Annotated in this window: 14 protein-coding genes and 2 tRNA genes; 7 read left to right on the top strand and 9 right to left on the bottom strand. The window is 74.6% G+C overall.

Going from position 1 to position 16,657, the window contains the following annotated elements:
• Nucleotides 1-37: 37 nt before the first annotated feature.
• Complete coding sequence (locus LPA42_RS16490) at nucleotides 38-1,240, bottom strand: glycosyltransferase (protein WP_077938446.1); 1,203 nt, start codon at nucleotides 1,238-1,240, stop codon at nucleotides 38-40.
• Nucleotides 1,241-1,415: 175 nt separating this feature from the next.
• Between LPA42_RS16490 and LPA42_RS16485 the strand changes: the two genes are divergently transcribed.
• The 3 genes from LPA42_RS16485 (at nucleotide 1,416) to LPA42_RS16475 (ending at nucleotide 3,861) form a co-directional block, all read left to right on the top strand.
• Complete coding sequence (locus LPA42_RS16485; protein ID WP_077938445.1) at nucleotides 1,416-2,414, top strand: SDR family oxidoreductase; 999 nt, start codon at nucleotides 1,416-1,418, stop codon at nucleotides 2,412-2,414.
• Complete coding sequence (locus LPA42_RS34160; protein WP_077938444.1) at nucleotides 2,414-3,193, top strand: ATP-binding protein; 780 nt, start codon at nucleotides 2,414-2,416, stop codon at nucleotides 3,191-3,193. Before LPA42_RS16485 ends, LPA42_RS34160 begins: the two co-directional genes overlap by 1 nt.
• A gap of 95 nt (nucleotides 3,194-3,288) precedes the next feature.
• A complete protein-coding gene (locus LPA42_RS16475; RefSeq protein WP_077938443.1) occupies nucleotides 3,289-3,861 on the top strand; it encodes a DUF5709 domain-containing protein in 573 nt (190 codons plus the stop codon).
• Nucleotides 3,862-3,924: 63 nt separating this feature from the next.
• On the opposite strand, the gene LPA42_RS16470 is transcribed toward LPA42_RS16475, so the two are convergent.
• Nucleotides 3,925-4,590 (bottom strand): response regulator transcription factor, encoded by a 666-nt coding sequence (locus LPA42_RS16470; RefSeq protein WP_077938462.1) that lies wholly within the window; start codon nucleotides 4,588-4,590, stop codon nucleotides 3,925-3,927.
• 95 nt (nucleotides 4,591-4,685) lie between these two features.
• The gene (macS, locus tag LPA42_RS16465; RefSeq protein WP_368665525.1) at nucleotides 4,686-5,837 is read right to left on the bottom strand and encodes a MacS family sensor histidine kinase; all 1,152 of its coding nucleotides are present in this window, start codon (nucleotides 5,835-5,837) and stop codon (nucleotides 4,686-4,688) included.
• A gap of 80 nt (nucleotides 5,838-5,917) precedes the next feature.
• Between macS and LPA42_RS16460 the strand changes: the two genes are divergently transcribed.
• Nucleotides 5,918-6,376 (top strand): ATP-binding protein, encoded by a 459-nt coding sequence (locus LPA42_RS16460; RefSeq protein ID WP_077938442.1) that lies wholly within the window; start codon nucleotides 5,918-5,920, stop codon nucleotides 6,374-6,376.
• A gap of 65 nt (nucleotides 6,377-6,441) precedes the next feature.
• Nucleotides 6,442-7,929, top strand: coding sequence for a glycerol kinase GlpK (gene glpK, locus LPA42_RS16455; protein ID WP_077938441.1), 1,488 nt, complete (start codon nucleotides 6,442-6,444; stop codon nucleotides 7,927-7,929).
• A 48-nt stretch (nucleotides 7,930-7,977) separates the two neighbouring features.
• Here glpK and LPA42_RS16450 read toward each other — a convergent pair whose 3' ends face one another.
• A complete protein-coding gene (locus LPA42_RS16450) occupies nucleotides 7,978-8,811 on the bottom strand; it encodes a phosphoribosylaminoimidazolesuccinocarboxamide synthase (RefSeq protein ID WP_077938440.1) in 834 nt (277 codons plus the stop codon).
• A gap of 129 nt (nucleotides 8,812-8,940) precedes the next feature.
• Between LPA42_RS16450 and LPA42_RS16445 the strand changes: the two genes are divergently transcribed.
• Nucleotides 8,941-10,272 carry an ABC transporter substrate-binding protein gene (locus LPA42_RS16445; protein ID WP_077938439.1) on the top strand — a complete coding sequence of 444 codons (1,332 nt, stop codon included), beginning with the start codon at nucleotides 8,941-8,943 and terminating at the stop codon, nucleotides 10,270-10,272.
• 43 nt (nucleotides 10,273-10,315) lie between these two features.
• Here LPA42_RS16445 and LPA42_RS16440 read toward each other — a convergent pair whose 3' ends face one another.
• The 5 genes from LPA42_RS16440 to LPA42_RS16420 form a co-directional block, all read right to left on the bottom strand.
• The gene (locus tag LPA42_RS16440) at nucleotides 10,316-10,567 is read right to left on the bottom strand and encodes a hypothetical protein (protein ID WP_043965858.1); all 252 of its coding nucleotides are present in this window, start codon (nucleotides 10,565-10,567) and stop codon (nucleotides 10,316-10,318) included.
• Between the two features lie 209 nt (nucleotides 10,568-10,776).
• Nucleotides 10,777-10,850, bottom strand: a tRNA-Met gene (locus tag LPA42_RS16435).
• A 171-nt stretch (nucleotides 10,851-11,021) separates the two neighbouring features.
• Nucleotides 11,022-11,095: transfer RNA gene (locus LPA42_RS16430), tRNA-Met, on the bottom strand.
• A 72-nt stretch (nucleotides 11,096-11,167) separates the two neighbouring features.
• Nucleotides 11,168-14,158: a UPF0182 family protein gene (locus LPA42_RS16425; RefSeq protein ID WP_228986664.1), complete on the bottom strand. Its 2,991-nt coding sequence runs from the start codon at nucleotides 14,156-14,158 to the stop codon at nucleotides 11,168-11,170.
• A gap of 122 nt (nucleotides 14,159-14,280) precedes the next feature.
• The gene (locus LPA42_RS16420) at nucleotides 14,281-15,294 is read right to left on the bottom strand and encodes a PDZ domain-containing protein (protein WP_176734128.1); all 1,014 of its coding nucleotides are present in this window, start codon (nucleotides 15,292-15,294) and stop codon (nucleotides 14,281-14,283) included.
• Between the two features lie 181 nt (nucleotides 15,295-15,475).
• Between LPA42_RS16420 and LPA42_RS16415 the strand changes: the two genes are divergently transcribed.
• Nucleotides 15,476-16,657, top strand: a 1,182-nt coding sequence (locus tag LPA42_RS16415; protein WP_228986663.1) for a zinc-dependent metalloprotease, incomplete at its 3' end; no start/stop codon positions are given.

Raw genomic sequence — 16,657 nt, 5'->3', positions numbered from 1 at the left:
ACGCCGGGCCGGTCCGGGCACGCCGGGCCGGTTCGGGCTACGCCGCCTCGACCGGCCTGCGCCGCAGCACCACCCGCTCGTAGAGCCGCTCCAGCGCGCCGGCCGTGCGTTCCCACGTGTAGCTGCACCGGACCCGGTCCACGGCGGCGTGCCCGTACGCGAACCGGCCCGCGTTGTCGGCGAGCAGCCGGCGCAGGGTCATCCCGAGGGCCCGCACGTCGCCCGGCGGCACCAGCTTCCCGGTGACCTCGTCGACGACGGCGTCGGCGATGCCGCCCATCGCGTACCCGACGACCGGCACGCCGCAGGCCATCGCCTCCAGCGAGACCCGGCCTGCGGAGGAGTAGTGCGGGGTGCAGGCGACCACGTCGGCCGAGCGGTACCAGGTGGCCATCTGGTCGTGCGGCACCGCGCCGACCAGCGTCACCTGCTCGGCCACCCCCGTGCGCTCGGCCAGCTCGCGCAGCCGGCGCGCCTCGGCGTGGCCGGCGAGCTGGTCGGCCGGCGGGCCGCCGGCGATCACCAGCTCGGCGTCGCCGACCAGCCGCATCGCCCGGATCAGGTCGTCGTGGCCGTGCCCGGGCGTCAGGCCGCCCACGGAGAGGATGCGCGAGCGCTGGTCGCGCGGGGCCGCCTCGCCGTCCGGGTGGAACTGGTCGGTGTCCACCCCGGTGGGGACCATCGCCACCGAGCTGCGTTGCAGCCCCATCCGGGTCAGCTCGTCGACCTCGTCGTTGCACTGGGCGACCGCGATGTCCACCGCCCGGGTCAGGGCCCGCTCCAGCGGGATGCGGGTGCCGGGGCCGTCGTAGCCGGGGCCGAGGTGGCGCAGCTGCTCCACGCCGAGCGAGTGGAAGGTCTGCACGACGGGGATGTCGGTCTCGCGCACCGCGTGCGCGGCGGCCAGGCCGCCGACCCAGTAGTGCCCGTGCACCACCTCCGGGGACCACCCGCCGGCCCACCGGTCGGCCAGCCACCGGCCGAACTCCGACACGTGCCCGACCAGCTCGGCGGTGGGCATCGGCGCGGCCGGGCCGACCGGCACCCGCTCCACCCGGTAGCCGTCGACCTCCGCCGTGGCGGGCAGCGCGGGATCGTCCCGGCGCTCGTACACGTGCACGTCGTGGCCGCGCCCGGCCAGCTCGGCGGCGACCCGCGCGATGTGCTCGCGCGTGCCGACCACCGGGCCGTCGGCGGGCCGCGACGGGCCGGAGTGCGCGCACACTAGGCCGACGCGCATGGGTCACCTCCATGCGGTTGGTTGAGCTGGTGGGTCCTCCCGGTCAGAGGGTCCCATTAACCGCGCCGCTCGGAGCCGAAACCTGGCAAGTCCCCCGCCGGGGCCGCCGGTCGCCGGCCGCCGATCCGGTCCGGGCCGCCGGCATGAGCGGGGCCCACCGGGGTACGGGCGTGGAATGCCTCTGACCCGCACCCTCGACGACGCCGTCGTCGTGCTCACCGGCGCCTCCAGCGGCATCGGCACCGCCACCGCGTACGCCCTCGCCCGGCGGGGCGCGGCCGTGGCGCTCGCGGCCCGCAGCGAGGACGCCCTGGAGCGGGTGGCGGCGCGGTGCCGGGAGCTGGGCGGCCAGGCGCTCGTCGTGCCCACGGACGTCACGGACCCGGTCGCCGTGGAGATCCTCGCCGCCCGCGCGGCGGAGGAGTTCGGCCGGATCGACGCCTGGATCAACAACGCGGCGGTGAGCGCGGTCGGGCTGTTCGACGAGATACCGGTGCGGGAGTTCCGCCGGGTGCTGGAGGTGAACCTGCTCGGCACCGTGCACGGCATGCGGGCCGCCCTGCCGTACCTCGCGGCGGCCGGCGGCGGGGTCCTGGTCAACAACGCCTCCGTGCTGGCCGAGGTGGCGATGCCCTACCAGTCGGCGTACAACGCCACCAAGCACGGCATCCGGGGGCTGGCCGACACGGTGCGGCAGGAGCTGCGGCTCACCGGGCGGGGGAACGTCTCCGTGTGCACGGTGCTGCCGGCGAGCATCGACACCCCGTTCTTCCGGCACGCCGCCAACCACACCGGGCGGGAGCTGGTGCCGCCCCCACCGGTGTACCCGCCGGAGCTGGTGGCCGAGACCATCGTCCGGGTGCTGCGCCGGCCGCGCCGCGAGGCGTACGCCGGGGGCGCCGCCCGGCTGCTCGGCGCGCAGTGGCGGCTGGCCCCCGCGCTGGCCGAACGGGTCCTCGGCTGGTATGTCCACCGCACCCAGTTCGGGCCCGCCGGCCGGCCGGACAGCACCGGCAACGTCTTCGCCGCCGACGCGGCCGCACGGCGGGACGGCGGGTGGCACGGCCGGCGGCGGCAACTGGTCCGGATGACGACCGCCTTCGGGCTCGCCGCGGCCGGCACGGCGGTCGGCACGCTGGCGGCCCGGGCCCGGCGGACCCGGACGGCGCGCTGATGAACTCCCCCGACCGGCAGGATGCGCGGTTCGTCGCCACGGCGCACAATGGGACGATCATGCCGACCGACCTGCGCTGCGTGGTGGAGACGGACGAGTCGTCCGGAGTGCTCCGGTTGACGGGGGTGCTCGACGCCGCCGGCACCGCCGCCGTCCGGGACTCGCTGCTCCTGCGGCTCTGCGACCGCCCCGGCCCGGTGGTGGTCGACCTGACCCGGCTGCGGCTGGCCGCCCCTGCCCGGGGGCTGTTCGCCGAGGTGCGCCGCGAGATCGCCGACTGGCCGGCGGCGGGGCTGCTGGTCGTCGACCCGACGGGGGCGGCGGCGGGCCCCGGGCTGCCGGTCTGCGCGACCCTGGCGGAGGCGACGGCGGCGCTGACCCGGTCCCCGATGGCCGCGGCGACCACCACCGCGCTGCCACCGGTCGTCGGCGCGGCCCGGCAGGCCCGGGCGCTGGTCACCGACGGCTGCGCCCGGTGGGGGATCGGCGCTCTGGCCGAGGCGGGCTGCATCGCGGTGACCGAGATGGTCAACAACGTGGTGGCGCACGCGCGCACCCCGATGACCCTACGGCTCGCCCCCGGCGACGGCACGCTGCACCTCGGCGTACGCGACCAGTCGCGGCGGCAGCCGCGCTACACCGGGGTGACCCCGCCGCACCTGGCCGGCGGTCGGGGCCTGCTGCTGATCGACACGGTGGCCCGCCGCTGGGGCAGCACCCTCCTGCCCGACGGCAAGCTCGTCTGGGCCGTGTTGGACCTCGCGCGCACCCCGGGCTGACTCCTGTCACCGCCGCCCCAGCGGTCCCCACGTGCCGGCCCGGACACCGGCAGGCGGATCGGTTACGGGCGGTGGGCAGTGGGTAGTGATCAGCCATGCGCGACGACGAGTACCCGACCCCCGTCTCCGACCCGGAGGCCGACGGCCTGCCCGACACCGCCGACGACGACTCGACGGCCAACGACGACGTCGAGACCGGTCGCGAGGCGGACGGCCCGGCGCCGGCCCAGCTGCCCGGCGACCGCACGCCCGTGGCGGTGGACCGGTACGGCACCACCGCCGAGGAGCAGCTCGACGGCGAGTCGCTGGACTACAAGCTCCAGCGGGAGAGCTTCGAGCGCCCCGCCGACGACCCGTTGGCCGGACCGGTCGACCCGGACATCGCGGCCGAGGCGGACAGCGAGGAGGCCGCCGCCCAGGCGCAGCTCGACGCCGACGTGATCGACCCGGGCCCCACCTCGGACCCGCAATCCCCCGTCTCCATCTACGACCACGGCCAGCTCGGCAGCGTCGCCGACGCCGAGGTCGGCCGGCTGGTGGAACCGGACGAGGGGGCGCACAGCGACCTGGAGACCGACAACGTCGCGTACGACGCGGGATCCGCCGGCGGCGGGGCGAGCGCCGAGGAGCTGGCGATCCACGAGACCCGGCCGCCCGGCGCGCACTGACCGGCCCGCCGCGCCCGGCCGGTTGCGCCGGCCTGCGGGTCGGTCGCGCCCGGCCCCGACGCCTCAGTCGTCGAGGCCCCGCTCGATCGCGTAGCGGGTCAGCTCGACCCGGTTGTGCAGCTGGAGCTTGCCGAGCGTGTTCTGCACGTGGTTCTGCACCGTCCGGTGGGACAGCCCGAGCCGCTCGGCGATCTGCTTGTACGACATCCCCTTGGCGACCAGGCGCAGCACCTCGGTCTCGCGGTCGGTGAGCCGGGGCGCGTCGGCGTGGCGGTCCACCGCGGCGGTGCCCCGGCTCGCGGCGGGACCGCCCGCGCCCGCCGCGAGCCGGCGGAACTCCCCGAGCACGAGGCCGGCCAGGCCGGGGGTGAAGACCGGCTCGCCGGCGGCGGTGCGGCGCACCGCGTCCAGGAACTCGGCCGGGGCCGCCGACTTCACCAGGTAGCCGGTCGCGCCGGCCTTCACCGCGTCCAGGACGCTCTGCTGTTCGCCGCTGGCCGAGAGCATCAGCACCCGCACCTCGGGCAGCGCCGCGCGCAGCCCCCGGATGACCTCCACCCCGGAGATGTCCGGCAGTTGCAGGTCGAGCACCACCAGGTCGGGCCGGGCGGCGGGGGCGACCCGCACGGCCTGGCGGCCCTCCCCGCTGGTGGCGACCACGAGGTGCCCGGCCTCGGTGAGGTCGCGGGCCACCCCCTCCCGCCACATCGGGTGGTCGTCCACCACCATCACCCGCACGCCGGCCGGGGCGTTCGCGGCGGGCGCGTCCGGGCCGGTGGCCGGCGACCGTGGGCCGGTCGGCGGGGGCGGGGCGTCGGCGGCGCTCACCGGGGCGTCCTCGGCACGGTCAGCTCGACCTCGGTGCCCGCTCCCGACGTGGAGGTGATGGTGACCGTGCCGCCCAGGTCGGCGACGCGGCCCCGGATCGACTGCGCCACCCCGAGCCGGCCCTGCCGGACGGCCTCGTCGAGCCGGCCCGCCGGGATGCCCGGGCCCTCGTCGCGTACCGAGACCGTCACCGTCTCCCCCTCGTCCTCGATGAGCACCCAGGCCCGGCCACCCGCGTGCCGGCGCACGTTGTCCAGCGTCGCCCCGGTCGCGTCGGCCAGTTCCCGGGCCACCAGCGCGGGCAGCGGGACGCCGGTGGCCGGTGCCGACAGCGAGACCGTAGCCGAGGCGTACCGGCCGAGCAGGGCACGCAGGTCGAGGGTGTCCTGCCCCACCGGGTCGGCGTCGCCGGGGGGCGCCGCCCCGGCGATCAGGGCGCGCAGGGCGGCCTCCTGCTCCCCCGCCAGCCGGGCCAGCTCGCCGGCCTCCCCGTCCAGGTGGGCGCCGCGCCGCTGCACCAGCGCGAGCACCTGGAGCACCGAGTCGTGGATGTCCCGGGCCAGCCGTTCCCGCTCCCGGGTCGCGGCCTCCAGCTCCACCGCCCGGTGCAGCCGCTGCTCGGCGGTCACCGCCAGCCGGGCGACGTGCCCGACCACCGCCCCGGCCATCAGCAGCAGGATCGAGCCGGTGAGGGCGGACTGGCCGATCCGCTCCCGGGCCGCCAGGTCGGCCGCGCACACCGCCAGCGCGGCCACGGTGCCGCGCCGCCGGCCGCCGGAGACGGCCCAGGCGAGCACCGGCCCGGCCAGCCACACCACGGCGAGGCTGGGCGCGCCGGTCGCGAGGGCCGCCCGGCCGACCGCCCAGGGGCTGACCTGCAGCACCCCGACCACGACGGCGAGGTCGGCGACCAGCAGCGGCCAGCCCCGTCGGGCGGGACGGGCGTAGCCGAGCGCGGTGGTCACCGTCCAGCCGAGCATCACCAGCAGGACGACGCCGGCGACCACCGGGTGGGCGTACCCGCGGGCGTCGCGCGCGACGATCAGGCCGACGTACGCCAGGGCGGCGAACCGGAACACCGCGACGGCCCGCCAGAGCGGGACCTCGAATCCACCGGGCGTCGACGGCACCCCGACACGATGCCACACGCCCCCTCCCCAGCCGTGATCGTCCTTCGGGCGGGACGCGACCCGCCGCCACCTGCCCCGGGAAGGGCGGACGATCATGGCTGCCCCGACCGACACGGCGTACGGTTGTGCCCATCGACACCACCCTCCTGATCGCCGAAGCCTTCGACCAGGCCCAGGTGACCGAGCTCCGGCACTCGGTCACCTCCTGCGCCCGCGCCGTCGGGCTGCGCGGGCAACGGCTGGACGACTTCGTGCTGGCCGTCAACGAGCTGCTCACCAACGCGGTGCGGCACGGCGGCGGGCGGGGGTGGCTGCGGCTGTGGCGCCAGCCGGGGCGGCTGGTCTGCGAGGTCGCCGACCACGGCCGGGGGATCAGCTCCCGGCGGCTCGACGACCGGAGCCGCCCCGCGCCCGACACCGCGGGCGGCTGGGGCCTCTGGCTGGCCCGGGAGCTGAGCGACGCGATGGACGTCGAGACCGGCCCGGCCGGCACCACGGTCCGCATCGGCATGCCCCTCGCCCCGGCCCTCGGCGCCGGCGAGCGCGCCCCGGACTGACCCGCCGGGCCCCGGCCGGGCGGCGGTGGGCGGCGGACCGGCGGTGGGGCGGGTACGGTGCTGCGGTGACCGGAGAGTACGTCGCCGCCATCGACCAGGGCACCACCTCGTCCCGGTGCCTCGTCTTCGACCGGGCCGGGGAGATCGTCTCCGTGGCCCAGCGCGAGCACCGGCAGCACTTCCCCCGGCCGGGCTGGGTCGAGCACGACGCCGAGGAGATCTGGGACAACGTGCGGCTCGTCGTCCGCGAGGCGCTCGACGCGGCCGGCACCGGCCCGGAACGGCTCGCCGCCGTCGGCATCACCAACCAGCGGGAAACCACCGTCGTCTGGGACCGCGCCACGGGCCGGCCGGTCGCCAACGCCATCGTCTGGCAGGACACCCGCACCGGGCCGCAGCTGCGCGCGCTCGACGAGGCGTACGGCGAGCAGCGGCTGTGCGAGCGCACCGGGCTGCGGCTGGCCACCTACTTCGCGGGCCCGAAGCTGCGCTGGCTGCTGGACAACGTCGACGGGCTGCGCGCGCGGGCCGAGCGGGGCGAGGTGCTGTTCGGCACCATGGACAGCTGGCTGATCTGGAAGCTGACCGGCCGACACGTCACCGACGTGACGAACGCGAGCCGCACCATGCTGATGGGCCTGGACACCCTCGACTGGGATCCGGAGCTGCTCGACGCGCTCGGCGTGCCGGCCGCGATGCTCCCCGAGATCCGCAGCTCGGCCGAGGTCTACGGCACCGCCACCGACGGGCCGCTCGCCGGGGTGCCGGTGGCCAGCGCCCTCGGCGACCAGCAGGCCGCCCTGTTCGGGCAGACCTGCTTCGGCCCGGGCGAGGCCAAGTGCACGTACGGCACCGGCAGCTTCCTGCTGCTCAACACCGGCGCGAGCCCGGTGATCTCCTCGCACGGGCTGCTGACCACCCTCGCGTACCGGATCGAGGGGCAGCCCGCCGCCTACGCGCTGGAGGGCGCGATCGCGGTCACCGGCTCGCTGGTGCAGTGGCTGCGGGACAACCTCGGCCTGATCTCCACCGCCGCCGAGGTGGAGGAGCTGGCCCGCACGGTCGACGACAACGGCGGCTGCTACGTGGTGCCGGCGTTCTCCGGGCTGTTCGCCCCGCACTGGCGCAGCGACGCGCGCGGGGTGGTCGCCGGGCTGACCGGCTACATCACCAAGGGGCACCTGGCCCGGGCGGCGCTGGAGGCGTCGGCCTGGCAGACCCGCGAGGTGGTCGACGCGATGAACGCCGACTCCGACGTGGCGCTGCGCCGGCTGCGGGTCGACGGCGGGATGACCGCCAACGGCCTGCTCATGCAGTTCCTCGCCGACGTGCTGGACGTGCCGGTGGTCCGCTCCCGGATCACGGAGACGACCTGCCTCGGCGCCGCGTACGCGGCGGGCCTCGCCGTGGGCTTCTGGCCGGACCTGGCCACCCTGCGCGCCCAGTGGCGCTCCGACGCGCAGTGGACCGCCGCGATGGACCCGGACGAGCGGGACCGGGAGCTGCGCCAGTGGCGCAAGGCCGTGCAGCGCACCCTCGACTGGGTGGACTGACCCGGCACCGGTCGGCCCGGCACCGGCCCGCCGCCGGACCGGCGGGTGTCAGGACCAGGTGCTGCCGGTGAGCTTCTCGTAGACCTCGACGTAGCGGGCCCGGGTCGCCTCGATCACCTCGGCGGGCACCTCGGGGGCCGGTGGCCGCTTGTCCCAGCCGCCGCCGGTCGCCCAGTCGCGGACGTACTGCTTGTCGTAGGAGAACTGGGCCCGGCCCGGCTGGTACGACTCGGCCGGCCAGAACCGCGACGAGTCGGAGGTGAGCACCTCGTCGCCGAGGACGAGGGTGCCGTCCGCCGCCCAGCCCAGCTCGATCTTGGTGTCGGCGACCAGGATGCCCCGGTCGGCGGCCAGCTCCGCGCCCCGGCAGTAGATGTCGAGGGTGATCTGCCGCAGCCGCGCGGCGGTCTCCGCGCCGACCTTGTCCACCACCTGCTGGTAGGAGATCGGCTCGTCGTGCTCGCCCTTGGGGGCCTTCGTCGACGGGGTGAAGATCGGCTCGGGCAGGATCGACGCCTCGACCAGGCCCCGGGGCAGCCGCACGCCGGAGACCGCGCCGGTGCGCTCGTACTCGGCGAGGCCGCCGCCGGTGAGGTAGCCCCGCGCGACGCACTCGACCGGGACCATCTCCAGCCGCCGGCAGCGGATCGCCCGGCCGGCGAACTCCGCCGGCACGTCCGTGGCGGAGACGACGTGGTTCGGCACCAGGTCGGCGAGCTGCTCGAACCACCACAGGGACAGCGCGGTGAGCAGGCGGCCCTTGTCCGGCACCGGGGTCGGCAGCACCACGTCGTAGATCGAGATCCGGTCGGAGGCGACCAGGATCAGGTCGTCGCCGTCGGCGTAGACGTCCCGGACCTTGCCCGAGTGCAGAAGTTCCACGCGCCCTAGTACACCACGGGCCGGCAGACGCCCCGGGACGGCCACCCGTCGGGCCGCACGGCCGTTGACACCCGCCCGCGCCGGCTGTGTAAATGGTCCGACCCCACGTTGGAAAGATCAGGAGCGCCCGTGCCCGACGCCCGTACCCCACCGAACCGCACCGGCCCGGACCCGGGCCGGCGGCGGCTGCTCGGTGCGCTGCTCGGGGCGCCGTTCGCGGCGACCGGCCTCGCGGGCTGCGGCAGCCGGGAGGAGGACCGCCCGGTCGAGGACGGGCCGGTCGAGCTGTCGGTCTTCTGGTACGGCACCGCCGCCCGGGCCGAGCTGACCGAGAAGGCGCTGCGGCTCTACTCCTCCCGCAACAACCTGGTCAGCTTCCGGGTCACCTGGCAGGGCCTGCCCGGCTACTACGACCGGCTGGCCACCCAGGCCGCCGGCGGCAACGTGCCAGACCTGATCCAGCTCGACGACACCGTCCTCGCCGAGTACGCCCGGCGGGAGATCCTGCTCGACCTCGGCGGATACGTCGCCGACCAGCGGCTCGACCTGCGCGGGCTCCCGCCGGACCTGGCGCGCTACGGCGAGGTGGACGGGCGCACCGTGGCGGTCGCCGCCGCCCAGACGACCGCCGCCCTCGTCTACAACCGCAGCCTGCTGCGCCGGCTCGGGGTCGCCGAGCCCCGCACCGGCATGTCCTGGCCCGCGTACGTCGACTGGGCGGCGCGGGTCACCCGGGCCGCCGACGGCCGGGTGGCCGGCACGATGGACCCGTCCGGCGACCACCGGGCGCTCTGGCTGTGGCTGCGGTCCCGGGGCGCCGAGTTGTACCAGGGCCGGCAGCTCGGCTTCGGCGCGAACGAGCTGGTCGACTGGTTCGAGCTGTGGCAGAACGCGCGGGCCCGGCAGGCCACCCCGAGCGCCGCCCTGGTGGACCAGGCCGACGGCGGAGAGCCGACCCGGCAACTGGTGGTGACCGGCCACACGGCCGCGTCGTTCGCCTGGGCCCACCAGTTCCCCGAGTTCCGGCGGCAGACCAGGGACGAGCTGGCCCTGGCCGCGTTCCCCGGGCCACCGGCGGCGCAGTGGCCGCGCGCCTCGATGTACTGGGCGGGCTTCCGGGGCACCCGGCACCCCGCACTGGTGGCCGACGTCATCCAGTTCCTCACCAACAACATGGAGGCCGGCCTGGCCCTCGGCCACGAACGCGGGGTGAGCCCCAACCTCGCCATCCGCCGGTACGTGCGGGAGAGCCTGGCCGACCCGGGGCAGCAGGCCGCCGCCGCCCTCGCGGAGGCCGTGGCCGCCCAGCTCGGCCCGGCCCCCGGCCCGCCGCCGAAGGGGCACGCCCGGGTCCGGACCCTGCTCGTCGAGACGGCCGAGGGCGTCCGCTCCGGCCGGGCCGGGATCCGCGCGGCCACCACCCGGTTCGTCGCCCAGGCCGAGGCCGCCCTGGCCTCCTGACCACCCGCGTCGTTCCGTCGCCCGGCGTCGCCGACAGGACGGGTCAGCGCGGCGGGCGGTTTCGCCGGTTGCGCATGAGCAGCAGCACCAGCAGGACGATCCCGCCGACGACGACCAGGCAGCACAGCAGCCCGAGGAAGCCGACGCCGCCGCCCCGGGACCGCCGCTTGGCGGCCTCCACCACGAGCTCCCCCGTGCCGGTGGACGCCCAGGCCGCGACCGGGACGAAGACCGACAGCACGACCGCACCGAGGACCGTGCTGAGCCGGCCCCACCACTTGTTCCACGAAGACATGCCCCCATCCTCGCCGAGGAACGCAAGTGGGGCACGCGGGACGGCCGGGGATGCGCCCGACGGCATCGCCCGACGGCACGACGGACGGCATCGCCCCAGCTTCGCGGCCGAGAGCTGGACAGGGCCTCGCGCGAGGAGGAGACACGGAGCCTCGCGCGCAGGAATAGGCGAAGGGCCCCGGAGCGAACTCCGGGGCCCTTGCGAACGAGTAGCGGGGACAGGATTTGAACCTGCGACCTCTGGGTTATGAGCCCAGCGAGCTACCGAGCTGCTCCACCCCGCGTCGGCTTTTATAGCTTAGCCCATCCCCGCGGCGGAGATCAGCGGGCCCCCCGAAAGCCGCCCGCCCCGTCCGAGAAGCCAGCATGCGAGAAGCCGGCGCGCGAAGGGCCAGCACGTGGAAGGCTGTCACGCGAAAGGCCCCGGAGCGAACTCCGGGGCCTTTCCGAACGAGTAGCGGGGACAGGATTTGAACCTGCGACCTCTGGGTTATGAGCCCAGCGAGCTACCGAGCTGCTCCACCCCGCGTCGGCTCGTTAACCCTAACCCACCGCCCCCGCGGGCCGCAAAACGGCCCACGGGGCGGGGCGTAACCGCTGGTCATCCCCCTGCCGGCGCCGACGGCGACGGAGCGGAGCCGCCACTGGGCGAGGCGGACGGCGACGCCGAGGGCGCGGCCGGGGCGGCCGGGCTGGCCGCCTGCTGGGCCTGCTGGAACGCCGTCATCGCCTCGTCCAGGGCCTTGAGCGCCCGGCCGTACCGCTCGAAGTCGCCGGACGTCTGCGCGGCCTTGACCTCGGCGATGGCCGACTGCACCTTGGCCGCCGCCTCGGCCAGCTCGCCGGTCAGCGGCGGGGCGTTGCTGCCGTCGCCCGGGGGCGGGGTACCGCCGGTCGGCGGCGGGGTCCCGCCCTCGGCGGCCTGCTTGCCCTGCTCGACGAGCTGCTTGATGCCGTCGGTCAGGTTGTTGGCCAGCACCACGTACGAGCCGCCGTCGCCGTAGGAGAGCAGCACCTTCTGCAACAGCGGATACGCGTCCTGCTGGTTGCTCTTGACGTAGACCGGCTCGACGTACAGCATCCCGTCGCCGAACGGCAGCGACAGCAGGTTGCCGTACTGCACCTGGGCCTGGTTGGAGGAGAGCAGGTTCAGCTGCTGCCGGATGTTGGCGTTGTTGGTCATCTGCTGGTGCACCTGCACCGGCCCGGAGATCCGGGTCTGGTCGGGCAGCTCCAGCACCTCCAGCTGTGGCTTGCCGTCGACGTACGAGCCGGAGATCAACGCGGCGAGGTTCTGCCGGCCGTTCGGGGTGACGGCGGAGGTGAGCTGGAAGCGCGGCGCGGCCTGCCCCGGGAACTGCGTCCACAGGTAGTACGGCGGCTGCTTCTGCCCGCCGTCGGGGTTGTCCGGCACGTTCGGCACCTGCCAGAAGTCCTGCGCCGAGTAGAAGTCGCCCGGGTCGGTGACGTGGAACTTGGTCAGCAGGTTGCGCTGCACCTTGAACAGGTCGGCCGGGTACCGGAAGTGCTCCCGCAGCTCGGCCGGGATCTTGTCGTTCGGCAGCACCAGGTCCCCGCCGAACGCCTTGTTCCACGCCTTGAGCACCGGGTCGGTCTGGTCGAACTCGTACAGCCGGACCGTGCCGTCGTACGCGTCGACCGTGGCCTTGACCGAGTTGCGGATGTAGTTGACGTTCTCCCGGGCGAGCTGGAACGTGCCCCGGCCGGTCAGCTCGTCGGTGGTCTCCGACTGGAGGTTGACCCGCTCGGCGTACGGGTAGGTCGCGGCCGTGGTGTAGCCGTCGACGATCCACTGCACCCGGCCGCCGACCACCGCCGGGTACGGGTCGCCGTCGAGGGTGAGGAACGGCGCGACCTTCTCCACCCGGTCCCGGGGGTTACGCACGTACAGCAGCTTCGAGTTCTCGTTGACGGCCTCGGAGAGCAGGAAGTTGGACTCCTGCTCCTTGATGGCGTAGAGCAGCCGGCGGCTGAACGAGCCGATCTCGACGCCGCCCTCGCCGGTGTACGTGTAGTACTGCTCGCCGCCGGTCTGGGTCGGCCGGTCGAACTCGGCGTTGCGCTCCGGGTTGGCCTGCCCGACGATCGCGTAGTCCTCGGGCTCCATCCGCTCGCCGTAGTAGATGCGCGGCTGGGTGGCCGGGATCTGCTCGGTCTGCGCCGAGCACGCCTCCTGGGTCTTCTCGCCGAGGAAGCCCGAGACGAAGTACGGCTGGCCGCCGCACACCACCTGGTTGGCCGGCGCGGCCACCAGCCCGTAGCCGTGGGTGTAGACGGTGTGCCGGTTGATCCAGGTGTTCTGCTGATCGGTCAACTCGCCGTAGTTGACCTCCCGGACGCCGACCACGTAGTCGGAGGTCTTGCCGCCCACCGCGTACCGGTCGATGTCCAGCTTCGGGCCGAAGTCGTAGAAGCCCCGGACCTGCTGGAGCTGGGTGTACGTCTCGGAGACGAGCTGCGGGTCGAGCAGCCGGACGTTCGGCACCACGGAGGCGTCGGTGCCCAGGCTCTGCGGTGGCACCAGGTTGCTCGCCGCGTACGGCTGGATCTTCGTGTCGGCCAGCCCGAACGCGGCCCGGGTGGCGTCGATGCTCCGCTCGATGTACGGCGCTTCCTTGTCCTTGGCGCTCGGCTTGACCTCGAAGGTCTGCACGGCCCACGGGTAGATGCCGCCGATGGCGACGGCGGAGACGCCGAGCAGGGCCAGCGAGATGCCCGGCCACACCAGGTTCCGCATCACCGCGTTGGAGAACACGATGATCGCGATGGCGACCACGACCGAGATGTAGGCGAGGATCTCCTTGGCCGGCAGCAGCGCGTTGATGTCGGCGTACCCGGCGCCGTAGAGCTTCGCGCCCTCGTTGTACTCCAGCAGCATGCTGCGCCGGTCCAACACGTACGCCACGGCCTTGAGCAGGACGAAGACCGCGACGAGCGTGCTCAGGTGGGCCCGCGCGGCGTTGGTCATCCGGTCCCCGACGCCCTGCAGGCGCACGCCGCCGAAGATGTAGTGCACGGCCAGCGCGCCGAGCAGGGCCAGCACCACCGCCGTGAAGCCGACGCCCAGCACGTAGCGCCAGAACGGCAGCTGGAAGACGTAGAAGCCGACGTCGACGCCGAACTCCGGGTCCTTGACGCCGAAGTCGCCGCCGTTGCGGAACAGCAGCCACTGGTTCCACCGGCTCTGCGCCGACAGCCCGGCGAAGAGGCCGACCACCAGGGCGACCAGGCTGATCCAGAGGCCGAGCCGGGGGCCGAGCACCATCCGGTAGCGTTCCAGGGTGGCCTGCTCCAGCGAGTGGGGCCGCAGCTTGGGGCGCAGCCGGTGCGCCAGCCAGAGGTTGCCGCCGACGACCAGCGCCATCGCGAGGCCGACGACGAGGAAGAGCAGCAGCCGGGTGGCCAGCACGCCGGTGAAGACCTGTGTGTATCGCACCTCGTCGAACCACAGCCAGTCCGTCCACGCCTGCACCCCCCAACCGAGGAGGGTGAAGAGAACGAACACCCCGACCAGGACTCCGATGGTGACGCGTCCGCGCCGGCTCATCCTCGGCAGGGGGCTGCTACGCATGACCACTGTTTGGCTCCGCACGCTCGATGTGATCGGCTCCGACCAGGCACCCAGAGTACGGGGTGTTCCTGAGAGTGTCGGCCCACGGTCACGCCGGGCGGCGGGTCGGGCGGGCACATCGGTCAGCAGCGGGTGGGCTGGCCCCCGGCGCGGAGGGTCTCCAGGGCGGTGAGCGCGTCGGCCAGCGACCCCACCCTGAGCAACGGCAGGTCGGGCTGCGGGTTACGCACCGCCTCCGCGCAGTTCGCCTCCGGCACCAGGAACACCTTCGCCCCGGAGTCCTTCGCGCCGACCAGCTTCTGGGCGATCCCGCCGATCGGGCCCACCCGGCCCTCGTCGTCGATGGTGCCGGTGCCCGCGATGATCGTCCCGCCGGTGAGGTCGGCCGGTTCCAGCTTGTCCACGATCCCGAGGGCGAACATCAGGCCGGCGCTCGGCCCGCCGATGTCGCCGAGGTCGATGGAGAGGGTGAACGGGTGCGGCTGCTGCTGGTCGATCTCGACCCCGATGCGCGGCCGGCCGTCGGACTCCCGGCTGGTGATCCGGGCCGTGGCGGCGGCACCGGCGCGGGTGTAGCCGACGGTCAGGCCGGTGCCGGCCGGCTTGGCGCGGATCAGCTCGGTGAGCTTGCCCGCGCTGGTGACCGGCGTGCCGTCGACCGAAGTGACGATGTCGCCCGGGGAGAGCACCCCCTCCGACGGGCCGCCCGCCGTCACGGTCTTGACCAGCACCTGGACGGGGAAGCCCAGCTCCCGCAGCGCGGCGGTCTCGGCGCTGGTCTGGGAGTTGCGGAAGTCCTCCTCGTTGCGCTGCTCGACCTCCTGCTGGGTCTCCCCCGGCGGGTAGACCAGCTCGCGGGGCACCACCGCCTCGTCGGCGGAGAACCAGCCGGCCAGCGCGGACCGCAGCCGCACCGTGGGCTGCACGCCGACCGTGGTCAGCCGCAGCTGGCCGGCGGAGGTGGACGTCGCCCGCCCGGTCACCTGGATGACCTCCTTGCCGTCCACGGTGCCGAGCGTGTTGACCGTCGGGCCGGGGCCGAGCACCACGTACGGGATGGGCGCGTTGAGCACGCCGAAGCTGAGCAGGGCGGTCAGCAGGGCACCCAGGAGGACGGTCACGCCGCGACGTCTCATGGCGGTGAGCGTACCGAGGCCGCGGCGGGATGCCCGAGGGTGACGGGGACTTCGCCCTCAGCGCAACGCCGGTGGCGGCTGCCTGGGGCGCAGCCCGCGTACCGTAGAGGTCGTGCCTGATATTCCGTTCGGTTTCGCGCTCCCGGGTGGGCAACCACCAGACCCCAACGATCCCGCGGCGATGCAGCAGTTCATGTCGCAGTTGCAGCACCTGCTCTCGGCGCAGGGCGGCGGACCGGTCAACTGGGACCTGGCCCGGCAGGTGGCCGCCAGTCAGCTCGCCGCCACCGGGGACCCGGCGGCCTCACCCTACGAGCGGCACGCCGTCGAGGAGGCGCTGCGCCTGGCCGACCTCTGGCTGGAGCCGGCCACCGCCTGGCCGACGGGCATCCGCACCTCGCTGGCCTGGAACCGCAACGAGTGGATCTACAAGACGCTCGACGTCTGGCGCAAGCTGTGCGACCCGGTGGCCAGCCGGATGGTCGGCGCGATGGGCGACCTGGTGCCGCCGGAGGCCCGCGCCCAGCTCGGCCCGATGCAGTCGATGGTGGCGACGCTGGGCGGCGCGCTCTTCGGCGGGCAGCTCGGCCAGGCCCTCGGCTCGCTCGCCGCCGAGGTGCTCTCCGCCGGCGACATCGGCCTGCCGCTCGGCCCGGCCGGCACGGCCGCGCTGATCCCGGCCAACATCCGGGTGTACGGCCAGGGCCTGGAGCTGCCCGAGGACGAGGTCCGGCTGTACGTGGCCCTGCGCGAGGCGGCCCACCAACGGCTCTTCGAGCACGTGCCGTGGCTGCGCGGGCACGTGCTCACCGCCGTCGAGACGTACGCCTCGGGGATCCGGGTCAACCGGGAGGCGATCGAGGAGGCGATGGGCCGGGTCGACCCGACCGACCCGGAGTCGATGCAGGCGATCGCCCTGGAGGGCATCTTCACCCCGGAGGACACGCCGGCGCAGAAGGCGTCGCTGGCCCGGCTGGAGACCGCGCTCGCCCTGGTGGAGGGCTGGGTCTGCCACGTGGTGGACGACGCCGCCGGTGAGCGCCTGCCCAACGTCGTACGCCTCGGCGAGGCGTTCCGCCGTCGACGGGCGGCCGGCGGGCCGGCCGAGCAGACGTTCGCGGCGCTGGTCGGGTTGGAGCTGCGCCCGCGCCGGCTGCGCGAGGCGGCGACCCTGTGGGCGGCGCTGACCGAGCACCGGGGCATCGCCGGCCGGGACGCCGTCTGGGGCCACCCCGACCTGCTCCCCTCCGACGACGACTTCACCGACCCGGTGGCGTTCGCCACGGCCCGGCTCGACCTCGACGACGAGCTGGCCACCTTCGACTTCACCGCCCCGGGCGGCCCCCAGGAGCAACCCCCGCCC

Origin of the sequence: Micromonospora sp. DH13, from assembly GCF_020873825.1 — a bacterium.
Classification (GTDB): Bacteria; Actinomycetota; Actinomycetes; order Mycobacteriales; family Micromonosporaceae; genus Micromonospora; species Micromonospora haikouensis.
Note: the sequence above shows the minus strand (reverse complement) of the source record. Positions and strands in the feature narration are given on the sequence as shown.

Coding starts and splice junctions, on each gene's coding strand:
- LPA42_RS16490 (WP_077938446.1), bottom strand. CDS start 1,240: ATGCGCGTCGGCCTAGTGTGCGCGCACTCCGGCCCGTCGCGGCCCGCC.
- LPA42_RS16485 (WP_077938445.1), top strand. CDS start 1,416: ATGCCTCTGACCCGCACCCTCGACGACGCCGTCGTCGTGCTCACCGGC.
- LPA42_RS34160 (WP_077938444.1), top strand. CDS start 2,414: ATGAACTCCCCCGACCGGCAGGATGCGCGGTTCGTCGCCACGGCGCAC.
- LPA42_RS16475 (WP_077938443.1), top strand. CDS start 3,289: ATGCGCGACGACGAGTACCCGACCCCCGTCTCCGACCCGGAGGCCGAC.
- LPA42_RS16470 (WP_077938462.1), bottom strand. CDS start 4,590: ATGGTGGTGGACGACCACCCGATGTGGCGGGAGGGGGTGGCCCGCGAC.
- LPA42_RS16440 (WP_043965858.1), bottom strand. CDS start 10,567: ATGTCTTCGTGGAACAAGTGGTGGGGCCGGCTCAGCACGGTCCTCGGT.
- LPA42_RS16425 (WP_228986664.1), bottom strand. CDS start 14,158: ATGCGTAGCAGCCCCCTGCCGAGGATGAGCCGGCGCGGACGCGTCACC.
- LPA42_RS16420 (WP_176734128.1), bottom strand. CDS start 15,294: ATGAGACGTCGCGGCGTGACCGTCCTCCTGGGTGCCCTGCTGACCGCC.